Annotated in this window: 9 protein-coding genes and 1 pseudogene; 4 read left to right on the top strand and 6 right to left on the bottom strand. The window is 66.0% G+C overall.

The window, feature by feature from the left end; genetic code table 11:
- Positions 1–15 precede the first annotated feature (15 nt).
- From ACAM55_RS21340 to ACAM55_RS21320, 5 genes are all read right to left on the bottom strand, one after another.
- Positions 16–1119, bottom strand: coding sequence for an SMP-30/gluconolactonase/LRE family protein (locus ACAM55_RS21340; protein WP_369653449.1), 1104 nt, complete (start codon positions 1117–1119; stop codon positions 16–18).
- A 162-nt stretch (positions 1120–1281) separates the two neighbouring features.
- Positions 1282–1488 carry a hypothetical protein gene (locus ACAM55_RS21335; protein ID WP_369653448.1) on the bottom strand — a complete coding sequence of 69 codons (207 nt, stop codon included), beginning with the start codon at positions 1486–1488 and terminating at the stop codon, positions 1282–1284.
- 87 nt (positions 1489–1575) lie between these two features.
- Positions 1576–3771: a copper-translocating P-type ATPase gene (locus ACAM55_RS21330; RefSeq protein ID WP_369653447.1), complete on the bottom strand. Its 2196-nt coding sequence runs from the start codon at positions 3769–3771 to the stop codon at positions 1576–1578.
- A gap of 125 nt (positions 3772–3896) precedes the next feature.
- Entirely contained in the window at positions 3897–5423 is a 1527-nt protein-coding gene (locus tag ACAM55_RS21325; RefSeq protein ID WP_369653446.1) for an amidase, read from the bottom strand.
- A gap of 119 nt (positions 5424–5542) precedes the next feature.
- Complete coding sequence (locus ACAM55_RS21320) at positions 5543–6526, bottom strand: Bug family tripartite tricarboxylate transporter substrate binding protein (protein WP_369653445.1); 984 nt, start codon at positions 6524–6526, stop codon at positions 5543–5545.
- A gap of 185 nt (positions 6527–6711) precedes the next feature.
- On the opposite strand from ACAM55_RS21320, the gene ACAM55_RS21315 reads away from it, so the two are divergent.
- Positions 6712–7626: a LysR family transcriptional regulator gene (locus ACAM55_RS21315; RefSeq protein WP_369653444.1), complete on the top strand. Its 915-nt coding sequence runs from the start codon at positions 6712–6714 to the stop codon at positions 7624–7626.
- 154 nt (positions 7627–7780) lie between these two features.
- Positions 7781–8146, top strand: a pseudogene (locus ACAM55_RS21310) (HU family DNA-binding protein); the annotation flags it as partial.
- A 94-nt stretch (positions 8147–8240) separates the two neighbouring features.
- Here ACAM55_RS21310 and ACAM55_RS21305 read toward each other — a convergent pair.
- A complete protein-coding gene (locus ACAM55_RS21305) occupies positions 8241–9149 on the bottom strand; it encodes a LysR substrate-binding domain-containing protein (protein WP_369653443.1) in 909 nt (302 codons plus the stop codon).
- A gap of 318 nt (positions 9150–9467) precedes the next feature.
- On the opposite strand from ACAM55_RS21305, the gene ACAM55_RS21300 reads away from it, so the two are divergent.
- Both ACAM55_RS21300 and ACAM55_RS21295 read left to right on the top strand, forming a co-directional pair.
- On the top strand, positions 9468–10427 hold the full coding sequence (locus ACAM55_RS21300; protein WP_369653442.1) for a TRAP transporter substrate-binding protein: 960 nt from the start codon (positions 9468–9470) through the stop codon (positions 10425–10427).
- Complete coding sequence (locus ACAM55_RS21295) at positions 10424–13396, top strand: EAL domain-containing protein (RefSeq protein WP_369653441.1); 2973 nt, start codon at positions 10424–10426, stop codon at positions 13394–13396. The genes ACAM55_RS21300 and ACAM55_RS21295 overlap by 4 nt, the downstream gene beginning before the upstream one ends.
- Positions 13397–13411: the final 15 nt, after the last annotated feature.

The raw sequence follows: 13411 nt of genomic DNA, 5'->3' as shown, positions 1-13411 counted from the left end.
TCGGCCGCCGAAACGCTAGACCGCTCCGTGCGCCTCCACGTAAAGCGCATAGAGCGAATGGCTGCTCGCCATGTAGAGGCGGTTGCGCTTCGGCCCGCCGAACTCGAGATTGGCGCACCGCTCCGGCAGCCGGATGAAGCCGATCGGTTTGCCCTGGGGGTTGAAGACCTTCACGCCATCGAGCTCCTCAGACTTTCCGAGCGGCAGGTGGGCCTTCATTCCGCCGCCGATGTCGGTCGGCTCGGGCGCGAATGCGCCACTGAAGCCCCAGCCGCACCAGAGGTTGCCGTCGCGGTCGACACGAAAGCCGTCGAGCGCGCCGGGGCCGTCCGCGTCGATCAGCTTGGTCTTGTTCGACACGCTGGCGCCGTCGGCTGAAACGTCGTAGCTCCAGATGCTGCGGTGGGGCGTGCCTTTCCACTCGACCACGTAGAGCTTTTTCTCGTCCGGAGAAAACGCAAGGCCGTTCGGGTTCACGAGATCGGTGATCACCGCGGTGAGCTTGCCGTCCGTGGCAATGCGAAAGACATTGGTGGTTGGCTGTTCCGGCGTGGCCCTGGAGCCTTCCCACTCGCCGTTGATGCCGAAGATGGGGTCGGTGAACCACACGGTGTCGTCCGACCTCACGACCACGTCGTTGGGCGCGTTGAGCTTTTTGCCGTCGAAACTATCGGCGAGCACCGTCATCCGGCCGTCCTTCTCGGTGCGCACCACGCGGCGCGTGACCGAGTGTTCGCAGGTGACGAGCCGGCCCTGGCGATCGCGGGTGTTGCCGTTGGCGAAGTTGGCGTTCTGCTTGTGCACCGTGAACCTGCCGGTCCTCTCGTCGTACTTCATGATCCGGTTGTTCGGAATGTCGCTGCACAGCAGGTAGCCGCCTTCGGGAAAGTACACCGGCCCTTCCGCCCAACGCATGCCGGTGCCCACCTGCTCGATGGTGCTGCTGTAGATGCGGTACTTCGCAAAGCTCGGATCCAGGATCAGCACCGAAGGATCCGGATAGCGCTGGTTGGGCTTGAATTCGAAAGATTGCGCATCGGCCAGTCCGGTAAGGGCCGCCAATCCGGAGCCCGCGGCGGTCTTCAGGAAGTGGCGGCGATGACGGATTCCGTTCTGCATCGGTAGATCTCCTTTTGTCATTGTGGAAGGGGGCGGCTCGCCTGTGCTCGCAGGCGAGGGCCGGCCCGATCTTACGTATCGAAGGAGATCAGGTGCCGCTCCAGCGCGCACCGCAGGCCTCATCGCTCCACGAGGCCTGCCGGCGGATCACGCGTTCTCGTTCTAGGTGTGGGCGGGCGCGGCTCGTCGTCGAATTTCAGTCTGCAGCGCACGTTGCCCGGCGGCCAGCGCGGCTTCATAGGTGTCCGCCGCGTCGAAGGCGCCGTGAAGCACTTTGGGATTGGCTCCCTCCGCATCCGTTTCGAGCAGGCGCCAGACATATGAACCGAGGGCTGGCTCCTCGATGATGAGTTCGATGGGGTGTGTCATGCGCCCAACTTGCACAAACCGGGGCGGAATGTCTGTAGGCCGAATTCGGAAGCTGCTTGTCCTCGCAACTCGGCACCCCGGCAGGCGCTATTCGACCGGCAGCTTCAAGGGCCCGCTCGCTCTCAGCCGCAGGGCATTGGTGATGACCGACGCCGAGCTCAAGCTCATCGCCAAGGCCGCGATCATCGGGGACAGCAGCCATCCGGTGAACGGGTACAAAACGCCGGCCGCCAGGGGTACGCCGAGCGCGTTGTAGACAAACGCGAAGCCCAGGTTCTGTTTCATGTTGGCGATGGTCTGCTCGGAGACGACGCGCGCCTGCGCGATGCCGCGCAGGTCCCCCTTGACCAGCGTGACCTGCGCGCTGTTCATCGCCACGTCGGTGCCGGTCCCCATCGCAACGCCCACGTCGGCCTTGGCGAGGGCGGGCGCATCGTTGATGCCGTCGCCGGCCATGGCGACGATGCGTCCTTCGCGCTGCAGCTTGTCCACCAATGCCAGCTTGTCGGCGGGCTTGACCTCCCCATGCACCTCGTCGATGCCCAGCCTGGCAGCGACGGCCCGGGCCGTGGTCAGCCCGTCGCCGGTGGCCATGATCACGCGCATGCCCGAAGCCTTGAGCGCCTGCAGTGCTTCCACGGTGGTGGCCTTGACCGGATCGGACACGGCGAGCAGGCCGGCCAGCTGGCCGTCGGCAGCGAGGAACATCACGCTGGCGCCTTCGGCGCGCAGGGCCTCGGCCTGCGGCTTGAGATCGCCGATCGCAACGCCCAACTGATCCATCAGCGCGGTATTGCCCAGTGCCAGCTTCGTGGCGCCGACGCTGCCGCTCACGCCGATGCCGCTGGCGGATTCGAAGTCGTCCGCCGTGCCCAGCGCGAGGCTGCGCTCGCGCGCCGCCTGCACGATGGCATGCGCCAACGGATGCTCGCTCCCCTGGTCGAGGCTGGCCGCCAGGCGCAGCACTTCGTCCTCGGTGAAGCCGAACGCCGCCACTGCGCGTTCGAACCGTGGCTTGCCCTCAGTCAGCGTGCCGGTCTTGTCGACGATGAGCGCGTCGACCTTGCGGAAGTTCTCGATGGCGGCCGCATCGCGGAACAGAACGCCCTGCGTGGCCGCCTTGCCGGTGGCGACCATGATCGACATCGGCGTGGCCAGGCCGAGTGCGCAGGGGCAGGCGATGATGAGCACCGCCACGGCGTTGATGAGTCCATGGGTCCAGCTCGGAGCCGGCCCGAAGAAGCCCCATGCGAAGAAGGTCAGCACCGCGATGCCGATCACGGTCATGACGAAGTAGCCGGCCACCTGGTCGGCCATGCGCTGCATCGGCGCCCTGGAGCGCTGGGCCTGCACCACCATCTGCACGATGCTTGCGAGCACGGTCTGCGAGCCGACTTTCTCCGACTGCATCACCAAAGACCCGCTGGTGTTCAGCGTCGCGCCGATGAGTTTGTCCCCGGCACGCTTGGTGACCGGCAGCGGTTCGCCCGTGAGCATGGATTCGTCGACGGCGCTGGCGCCCTCGACCACCACGCCGTCCACAGGTACCTTTTCGCCGGGCCTGACACGCAGCTTGTCACCGACATGCACATGCGCGATGGGAACATCTTCCTCAGCGCCATCGGCACCGATCCGGCGGGCCGTCTTGGGTGCAAGGCCCAGCAGCGACTTGATGGCCGCAGAGGTTTGCGAGCGCGCCTTGAGTTCGAGAATCTGGCCGAGCAGGGTGAGCGAGATGATGACCGCGGCCGCCTCGAAGTACACCGCCACGCGGCCCATCGACATGAACGACTCGGGAAACACGCGCGGTGCCACCGTGGCCACCACGCTGTAGATGAAAGCAGCGGCGGTGCCCAGGCCGATGAGCGTCCACATGTTCGGGCTGCGGTTCACCACGGATTGCACCGCGCGCTCGAAGAAGGGCCATCCGGCCCACAGCACTACGGGAACGGAAAGAACCAGTTCGATCCAGCTCTGCGCCGCCATCTCGAACCATTGCAGGCGGTGTCCCGCCATGGCGAGCACGGTGACCGCGATGGTGAGCGGCAGGGTCCAGATGAACCGCCGCTTGAAGTCGCGCAGTTCGGGATCTTCCTTCTCCTCGAGACTCGGCATCTCGGGTTCCAGCGTCATGCCGCACTTGGGGCAGTTGCCCGGATGGTCCTGCCGGATTTCCGGATGCATGGGGCAGGTGTAGATGGTGCCAGGCGATCCAGCGGTCTCGCTCGGCGCGCCGCTCGTCGGGGCAGGCCGGTGCAACGCGTGGTGGCCTTGGTGATTCATGGAGACGCCTTCCTTCGATGAAGTGGGCTCCAGTGTCGGGGTTGACACCATGGCAAGGTCAAGCGGTGCGCCGCTGCCGCCGGGAACGCGGCCGCATCGCTTGCCGGCTCCCCGGCGCTGTCTTCTCAGACGGCCGAAGTGGTCGCAGCGCTCGAAGCGCTGCCATGCGAGCCCGGCGGCGCCGTGACGATGGATGTGAGCGCAGGTTCAGCCATGCGCAAAGACGCCAGGTCGGGCCGCGGGCGGCGCAGCTCCGCACTGGCGGCGAAGGCACTTTCCATTGCACGCGCCGCGCCCAGCACCTGGTGGTCGGCCCGGAAGCCGCCGACGATCTGCAGCCCGAAGGGCATGCCCGCATGGTCGACGCCGCAAGGCAGCGCCAGCGCCGGATGCGTGGTCAGGGTGACGACGTAGGTCAGCGCGAGCCAGCGGTAGTAGTTGGCCTGCTTCTCGCCGTTGATGGTGTCCGCGTACAGCTGCGTCCACGGGAACGGCGACACCGGCGTGGTCGGCGAAAGAATCAGGTCGTAGTCGGCAAAGGTCGCTTGAAAGCGCTTGATGAGCCGGGTCTGTTCGGCCTGCGCCCAGGCGCTGTCGAGCAGGCTCATCTGCGCGCCCATCTCGTAGTTCGCGCGCGAGTTGGGCCCCAGGCTGGCCGGGTCGCGCTGGTAGGCGGCCTGCATGCCCGCCACGAAGGCTTCGGCGCGCAGCACGTCGAAGCAGCGGTGCGCTTCGCCCAGGTCCAGCTCGATCTTGTCGCAGCGCTTGAACAGGTGCCGCATGGCGTCGATCTTGCGGCGCATCGTGGCGCGGATGCCGTCGTCCACCGCGCAGACGCCGAAGTCTTCGGTCCACGCCACCCGAAGCCTGCTCAGGTCGACGTCCGCCGGCTTCAGGAAAGACAGCGGGTCCAGCGGATAGCTCAGCGGATCGCCGGCGTGCATGCCCGCGGAGGCCGCCATCTGCAGGCAGGCGTCCGCCACGGTCCGGCCCATGGGGCCGACGACGGAGATGGGTGTCCAGCCCAGCAGCTTTCGCACGCTGGGCACGATGCCCGGCGAAGGCCGAAAGCCCACCACGCCGCATTTGGCGGCCGGAATCCGCAGCGACCCGCCGGTGTCGGAGCCGGTGCACACGGGCAGCATGTCGCACGCCAGCGCCGCCGCGGAGCCGCCGGAAGAGCCCCCGGCATTCAGGTTCGGGTTGAACGGGTTGCCGGTCGCGCCCCACACGTCGTTGCGCGAATTGGCGCCGGCGCCCATCTCGGGAACGTTGGTCTTGCCCGCCACGATGGCGCCGGCCTTGCGAAGGCGGGCCACCAGTTCGATGTCTTCCTGCGGCACGTGGTCGCGGAAGATCGCGGAGCCCCAGGTGGTGAGCAGGCCTTCGGTGGGCTCCAGGTCCTTCACGCCGAGCGGGAGGCCGTGAAGCAAGCCCAGCGCGTCGCCGCGCATGACGGCCGCTTCGGCGGCCTTGGCTTCGGCTCTCGCGCGTTCGAAGCAGGTCGCGGTCACGGCATTGACGAAAGGGTTCACCCGCTCGATCCGCGCGATGCAGGCCTCGAGCAGATCGACCGGCGAGACCGCCTTGCTGCCGATGAGGCGGCGCAGTTCGACGGCGGATTTTTCGACCAATTCGTTGTGAGTGCTCATGTCGGTTGTTGTTCCAGGGGGCCAAGTCCAGTGCACCCGCGGAACGGGCTTTGCCCGGCCGCCGGGTGCGCCCCCCAGTGGGGGGAGGCGCCGAAGGCGCTTCGGGGGGCGTTCATCATCTAGTCGGAGGTGATGTTGGCGCGCGCGGCAATGGCGCGCATCAAGGGCAGTTCCTTGCTGATCAGTTCGCTCACGGCGGCCGAATTGCCGTAGGCCGGCTCCAGGCCCTGCGCGGTCAGCTTGGCCCGGGTGTCGGCGTCGGCCATGGTTGCGGCCAGCGCCTTCTCGAGCTTGGCCTTCACCTCGGCAGGCAGGCCCTTCGGCGCCGACACCACCAGCCAGCTGTCCATGTTGATGTCGGGGTAGCCGCTTTCGGCCAGGGTGGGCACGTCGGGCAACAGGGTGGAGCGCTTGGCCGTGGTCACCGCAATGGCCTTGATCTTGCCGTTCTTGAGCTGGGGGATGGCGGCGCTCACCGTGTCGATGCTGAACGGAACCTGGCCGCCCATCAGATCCGTCATGGCCGGGGCGCTGCCCTTGTACGGAACGTGCGTCATCTTGAGGCCTGCGACATGGAGGATGGTTTCTCCCGTGAACTGGGACGTGGTGCCGGTGCCGTACGAGGCGTACGAATACTTGCCGGGCGATGCCTTCACGTAGTCGACGAACTCCTTGACCGTCTTCACCGGCACCTCGCTGTTCGCGAGCAGGATGAGGCCGACGCGTCCGACCAGGCCGATCTGGTCGAAGCCCTTGACCGGGTCGTACGGAAGATTCGAGCGGATGGCCGGGTTGACGGTGAACGTGGTGCCCGAGCTGACCAGCAGCGTGTAGCCGTCCGGCGCGGCCTTGGAAACGTAGCTCGCCCCGATCACCGTGCCGGCACCGGCGCGGTTCTCGATGACCACGGGCTGCCCGAGCTCCTTGCCCAGACGCTGGGCGATCACGCGCCCGTTCACGTCGGTGGCGCCGCCGGGCGGAAAGGGAATCACGAGCGTGACCGGCCGCGTCGGAAATCCGGTCTCCGCGGCAGCCGCTGCCAGAGTCGACAGTGCGAGGCAGGACATCAGCACCATGCTGGCGAAAGCGGGAAGGCGTTTCATGAAGAGTTCTCCTGAGGGGGCGGGACGCTGCAATAAAAGGCGAGGCTGCGAAAGCGTGAAGCGGGAAAGCAGTTTCATCCTAGGAGCCGAAGCCCCCTGCCACAAGCGCAATGTTTAGAATTGTGGATTGCCGTTTCGGCAATCGACGCACAGCGGTTTCCGATAGCAACTGCGAAGGAGAATCCATGTCGCTTCACGCACTTCAGGAGACGGCGGTCCGGTACTTTCTGGAGGTCGTGCGAACCGGCTCGGTGAAGGAGGCCGCAACCAGGCTCAACGTGGCGCCCTCCGCGGTGAGCCGGCAGGTGGCGCGCCTGGAGCGCGAGCTCGACACCTTGCTGTTCGACCGGCACGCACGGGGCATGGTGCCCAACGCGGCCGGCGAGCTGCTGGCCGCGCATGCCAAGCGGGTGCAGCAGGACATCGAGCGGGTCGCGAGCGACATTGAGGGCTTGCGCGGCTTGCGCAGCGGGCGTGTGCGGGTGGCCAGCACCGAAGGCTTCGCGTTCGACTTCCTTCCCACGCTGATCTCGCGCTTTCGCAGCAGGCACGAGGGCATCCGCTTTCATCTGGAAGTCTGCTCGCCGAGCGAGATTCCCGGCCGCATCCGCGACGGCGAGGCCGATGTCGGCATCACCTTGAGCGCGCTGCCCGAGCCGGGCATCAAGATCGAGCTGCGCCACCCGAGCCCGATCCTCGCGGTGATGGCCAACGACCATCCGCTGGCGGCGCAGCGCCAGCTCTCCTTGCGGCAGGTGGTGGCCTATCCGCTCGGGCTGCCGCCGCAGGACAGCTCCATCCGCCAACTGCTCGACATCAGCTGCAGCAGGCAAGGGCTGCGCTACGTGCAGGCCATGTCCAGCAACCATGCGAATGCGCTGGTCAGCTTTGCGGCCGCGGGCGGCGGCAGCATCGCCTTCTACGGCGAGTTGTCGATCCGCACGCAGCTGAAATCCAAGGCGCTGGTGGCCATCGCGCTGAAAGACCGCGAGATGAACGAGCGCCACCTGGAGGTAGAGACATTGGCCGGCCGTTCGCTGCCCGATGCGGGAAAAGCCTTCGTGCGGTTCCTGACGGAGGCCATCAGGGAAGCGGCTTGAAAGCACCCGGGAAAGCGGGCTTTGCGGGGCTGCAAAAGCGTTCGCGATCTTTTGGGGCCGCCGCGTGCGCTACACTCCGCGCCGCTTGCAGACGGCCTCAGCCGCTGCGCCGTCATTGGCAACATGACGAGAACAATCCAAAGGAAATTTTCAAGTGAACCGTATCGAACTGGTCGAAAAGATCGCCACCGCCCACAACGTCAGCAAGGCTGAAGCCGCCCGCATCGTGGAAACCGTCACCGGCTCCATCATTGCAGCAGTGAAGAAGGGCGACCCCGTGCAGCTCATCGGCTTCGGCACCTTCAAGCAAGTGGCCCGTGCCGCGCGCACCGGCTTCAACCCCCAAGCCGGCGCGAAGATCAAGATCGCCGCGCAGAAGGTGCCCAAGTTCGTCCCGGGCGCAGCGTTCAAGGCCGCCATCGACCCCAAGGCTGCAAAGCGCAAGGCCGACAAGGCAGCAGCCAAGCCCGCCGCCAAGAAGGCAGCGCCGGCAAAGAAGGCCGCCGCTCCGCCAAGAAGGCCAAGAAGTAAATCGCGCAACGCGCAAATTCGCGGCGGCTGCAAGGCTGCCGCGGAGACGACGGCCCTTCGGGGCCGTTTTCTTTTTCAGGGCCTCAGTTGAGCGTACCCAGCCGCGCAAGGATCAGGTCGTGCAGCGTCTGGGCCGCCACCGACAGGCTGCCTTCCCGCCGCTGCACCAGGTAGATGGTCCGTGTCAGGCCGGGCAGCGGCAGCGGCCGGGTCACCAGGGTGTCGCGCCGGAAGTGAAAAAGCGTGAGCTCCGGCACCACGCTGATGCCGATGCCGGCCTCCACCAGGCCCATCACCGTGGCCAGGTGCTCGACCTCGAACACCGAGTTCAGCCTGAGCGGATGCAGGGCCGCATCGAGCGATTGGCGCACGCTGCTGTTGCGCGCCATCTGGATGAAGGGCCAGGGCGCAAGCTGCTTTGCCGTGAGCCTGCGTGCGCCGGCCAGCGGATGGTCCTTGCGGCACACCAGGTGAAAGCGGTCGTCGCACAGCTTGCACCCGCGCAGGTCGCTGGCCGCGGCCGCGCCGGCGCCCGTGGCCGCCAGCGCGAAGTCCGCCTGGTGGCTGCGGAGTTGGGCAATGCAGGCGTCCGACAGCGCGTCGTGCAGTTCGACCGTGATGCCGGGCCACTGGCGCATGAATTCCGCGAGGATGGCCGGCAGCCAACCGGCCGCGAGCGAGGGCAGCGCCGCCACGCTCACGCGGCCCTTGCGCCGCTGGGCATGGTCGGCAAGGTCGCCGATGGCGCCCTGCATGTCGTCCAGCAGGCGCCGCGCCGAAGGCTCGAACAGCCGGCCCTCGGGCGTGAGTTGCACGCTGCGGGTGTCGCGGTCGAACAGGCGGGCGCCGAGCGTCTCTTCCAGCGTGCGGATCAGCGCGCTGAACGCGGGTTGCGACAGATGGCAGGTTTGTGCCGCCCGCGTGAAATTGCGCTGCTCGGCCAAGGCGGCAAAAGCGCGCAACTGGCGGGAGGAAAGGTCGGGCGCCGGCATCGGTCAGGAGTCTGGATGAAATGGTCCGCAGTTCCGGAAATTCGGCTCCCGGGCCTGCGGATGGTAGCCCTGTGCCCTGTACGCAACGCGCTCCTGCGAACATCGATGGACGGGATGCCAGAATCGTGGTCTTTTGTAAAAAATTTGTGACTTGAAGCGCAATTCGGCATCATGATCCGGGCCATGAAGTCCGGCGAAGCATCTTTTGCTGCTTGGCAACGCGTCGTGTCGATGGCGCAGGTTGCCGCTCTTTTTCTGGCTTTCGCAGCGCCAAACAGCGAAGCCCAGCAGGCCGCGCCCGCGCAAAGATTGCGGATCGTGGGCGGCCTGGCCAGTGTGAGCCAGTACACGCTTCAGGAGGAGCCCTTCTGGAGCAAGGATCTGGCGCGATTGAGCGGCGGCAAATACAGCGCGAGCATTGTTCCGTTCAACCAGGCCGGCGTCCCCGGCCCGGAAATGCTCAACCTCATGCGGCTGGGCGTCATTCCGTTCGGTACCGCGCTGCTGACTCAGGTCAGCAATGAGTACCCTGAACTGGGTACCCCTGACATCGCGGGGCTGAACCCCGACATGCCGACGCTGCGGCGGGTGATTGCCGCCTTTCGGCCTTATCTGGAAAAGACGCTGCGTGAACGCCATGGCGTCGAGGTTCTTGCGGTGTACGTCTATCCGGCCCAGGTGATCTTCTGCAAGCAGCCTGTGAAGCAGCTCTCGGACATGGCGGGGCGGCGCATTCGCGTATCAGGCAGCACCCAAGCCGACTTCGTCCGAGCGCTGAAGGGGATCCCGGTGTTCACCGAATTTTCCGAACTCATGGCCAACATGAGCTCGGAAAACACCGAATGCGCAATCACCGGGGCCATGTCCGGCAACACGCTGGGCCTGCACAAGATCACCAGCTCTCTCTACACAATGCCCATCAGCTGGGGCATCGCCGTGTTCGGCGCCAACACCGATGCATGGAACGCGCTTCCACCGGACCTGAAGCTCCTGCTGAAAAGCGAACTTCCCAAGCTCGAGTCGGCGGTATGGGCCGAATCGGAGCGCGACACCGGCAACGGGATTGCATGCAACACGGGTGCATCGACATGCGTGAAGGGCACCAAGGGCGCCATGGTGGAGGCACGTCCTTCGGCGGATGACGAGCGCCGCAGGCGCGACATCTTCGCCACGAGCGTATTGACGCGATGGGTGCAGCGGTGCGGGGCGGTGTGCGCGGAGGTCTGGAACCAGACCGCGGGCCCCGTGGTGGGCATCAAGGCACCCGTCGGACAGTGAACAAGCCGCTGCCCCGCCGCATCACCGCCTTCGTCTATGGGGTTGCGGCGCTGTTTCTCGGCGCCGTTCTGTCGATTGCCGCCCTGACGATGTGGCAGACCTACCAGAAGGCGATTGCCGAAAGCGAGAGCGAGGCCAAGCGGTTCGTTGGCGCGTCGGAAGCCGCACTCAACCGAAGCCTTCTGGCCGTGGACATGCTGCTCGCGGGCATGGGGCAGTTCCTGCGCAAATCCACCGAAGCCAACGTGGCGGCGGACATCGCGCAACCCGAGACCGCGCAACTGGTCGAGACCATCGTGCGCCAGAGCCTGCTGGTGCGGTACCTTGCGTTCCTGAAGCCGGACGGTGCGGTCGTCGGGTCTTCCGACCGCCGGGGAGCCGGGCTGGCGGTACAGCTGCCCGACGGATTCCTGAAAGAGCTCCTGAGCCGGCCGGGTTCCCTGCTGGCGATCAGCGCGCCTTCGGTCAGCCTGGCGACATCGCAGCAGGTGCTGTACTTTGGGCGCGTGCTCCGGCTCGCCGATGGCAGCCGGCTGGTGGCTGTTGCCGAAGTGCAGGTGTCGATGCTCACCACCATTCTGGCGCAGGGCGCGAGCATCAAGGGGCTCGAGGTCACGCTGGAGCGCGAAGCGGGGCCGCTGCTGGCCAGCATGCCGCCGCGCGACGACCTTGCCGGCCGGTCCATCAGCCCCGCGGTGACGGATCAGATCAGCGACGGGCGTCCGCGGCGGATGCTTGCGCGGCTCAGCGGCACTCCCGCCATCGTCGTGGCTCGCCCCACGCTGCAACGGAACCTGCTGATCGTCGCGGGCATCCCGCTCACTTTTGCGCTGGAGGATTGGCGCAGGGAGCGCGATCTGATCCTGGGTACGGCGCTGGCCTTCACGCTGATGATTCTTGCCGTCAGCTACTTCGCCCATCTGCAGCTGCGCCGGCAATGGAGCGCCCGGGCCGACCTGCTTCGCTCCAAGGCCACGCTGGACCAGGCCCTCGAATCCATGGCGGACGGCTTCGTGCTGCTTGACCCCGATGGCCGCATCCTCACGTGGAACCGCCGCTTCGTGGACTATTTTCCCTGGACCGAGACATTGCTTTCACCGCGGGCGACGTTCCAGGAGATCGACGACCAGAACGTGCGCCACCTGCAGGCACAAAACGAGCAGGAACTCGTCTTGCCGAATGGCCAGGTGATTCTTGCGGTGAAAAGTCCCACGCCGGACGGCGGGCTGGTGTGCGTTTACCGCGACGTCACCGAGAAGAGACGCCATCTCGCGGACATCCTCGAAGGCAAGGCGCAGTTGCAGGCCACTTTGGACGCACTGCCCGACGTGCTGCTCGAAGCCGGGATCGATGGCCGGTGCTATCGCTTCCATTCTCCACGCCGCCCGAGGTCCTCCATCAAGGTGCGAGAGCCGGTCGGCAAGCTGATGTCCGAACTGCTGCCGGCCAATGCCGCCGCCGAAGTGATGGTGGCGCTGCGCGATGCTTTCGAGTTCGGATTCTCGTCCGGCAGGCAATTCGAAAGCAGAGGGCCCAAAGGCGCGCTCTGGTTCGAGATCTCCGTTTCGCGCAAGCTGATCGGCGAAGGCATCGACGCACGGTTCATCGTCATCCTGCGCAACATCACGGACAGCAAGCTGGCGGCGCGCGAGATCGAGCACCTCGCCTTCTACGACATCCTGACGGGCCTGCCCAATCGCCGGCTGCTGCTCCATCGGCTGCAAGCCAGCATCGACTCCAACATCCGGCGGTCGCGGCACGGGGCATTGCTGTTTCTCGACCTGGACGACTTCAAGACGCTCAACGATGCACTCGGGCACGCCATTGGCGATGAATTGCTGAAGCAGGTTGCCGTCCGGCTTCAGGGCTGCCTGGGCGAAGGCAGCACCGTTGCGCGGCTCGGCGGCGACGAATTCGTGGTGCTGCTCGAAAACCTCAGCGAAGACCCGGCCGTTGCCGCGATGCAGACCAACGCCAGCGGCGAGGCCATTCTCACGGGGCTGAACCAGTCGTTCCAGCTCGAGAACCACCAATACCACAGCACATGCAGCATCGGTGCGGTGGTCTTCAACGCCACGCATCAATCGCTGGAAGACCTGCTGAAGCAGGCGGACATCGCCATGTACTACGCCAAGTCGGCGGGTGGCGACGCGCTGCGGTTCTTCGAAGCCGCCATGCAGACGGCCATCACGGCCCGCGCAACGCTGGAGAGCGAATTGCACGCGGCGCTGGAGGGCGGGCAGTTCGTCCTGCACTACCAAAGCCAGGTCACGTCGGAAGGCCACATCGTGGGCGCCGAGGTGCTCATTCGCTGGCACCATCCGGTGAAGGGATTGGTGCAGCCCGGCGGCTTCATCGAGCTGGCCGAGGAAACCGGGCTGATCGTGCCGATCGGCATGTGGGTGCTCGAGACCGCATGCGCGCAACTGGAGCGCTGGAGCCACGATCCGAGGCGCCGGCACCTGCAACTGGCGGTCAATGTCAGCGCGCGCCAGTTCCGCACCGACGACTTCGCCGAGCGGGTCTGCGAGGCGATTCGAAAAACCGGCGCCGACCCCACGAAGCTGAAGCTGGAGCTCACGGAAAGCCTGCTGCAGGACAAGGTGACCGAAACGATCGGAAAGATGCAGCTGCTCGCGGCCATGGGAATCCACTTCTCCATGGACGACTTCGGCACCGGGTATTCGTCGCTCTCCTACATGACGCAACTGCCGTTGAACCAGATCAAGGTCGACAAGTTCTTCGTGCAGAACATCGGGGTCGACCCGAAGGTCGAACTGATCATCCAGGCCATCATCGGGATGGCCCGCAACCTGGACCTCCAGATCGTGGCGGAGGGCGTCGAAACGCAGCAGCAGTTCGAGTTTCTCCAGGCGCACGGGGCCATGCTGTGCCAGGGCTACCTGTTCAGCAGGCCGGTGCCGATCGAACAATTCGAAGCGCAGCTGGACCTTGCGATGGCCGACTGAACGCATGCCGCGCTG

It is taken from the genome of Variovorax sp. V213 (genome assembly GCF_041154455.1).
GTDB lineage: Bacteria > Pseudomonadota > Gammaproteobacteria > Burkholderiales > Burkholderiaceae_C > Variovorax.
This window is presented reverse-complemented; position numbering and strand designations above follow the sequence as displayed.

What these genes read in the sequence shown, in the direction of transcription:
- ACAM55_RS21340 (WP_369653449.1), bottom strand. Translation starts at nt 1,119, where the DNA reads ATGCAGAACGGAATCCGTCATCGCCGCCACTTCCTGAAGACCGCCGCG.
- ACAM55_RS21335 (WP_369653448.1), bottom strand. Translation starts at nt 1,488, where the DNA reads ATGACACACCCCATCGAACTCATCATCGAGGAGCCAGCCCTCGGTTCA.
- ACAM55_RS21330 (WP_369653447.1), bottom strand. Translation starts at nt 3,771, where the DNA reads ATGAATCACCAAGGCCACCACGCGTTGCACCGGCCTGCCCCGACGAGC.
- ACAM55_RS21325 (WP_369653446.1), bottom strand. Translation starts at nt 5,423, where the DNA reads ATGAGCACTCACAACGAATTGGTCGAAAAATCCGCCGTCGAACTGCGC.
- ACAM55_RS21320 (WP_369653445.1), bottom strand. Translation starts at nt 6,526, where the DNA reads ATGAAACGCCTTCCCGCTTTCGCCAGCATGGTGCTGATGTCCTGCCTC.
- ACAM55_RS21315 (WP_369653444.1), top strand. Translation starts at nt 6,712, where the DNA reads ATGTCGCTTCACGCACTTCAGGAGACGGCGGTCCGGTACTTTCTGGAG.
- ACAM55_RS21305 (WP_369653443.1), bottom strand. Translation starts at nt 9,149, where the DNA reads ATGCCGGCGCCCGACCTTTCCTCCCGCCAGTTGCGCGCTTTTGCCGCC.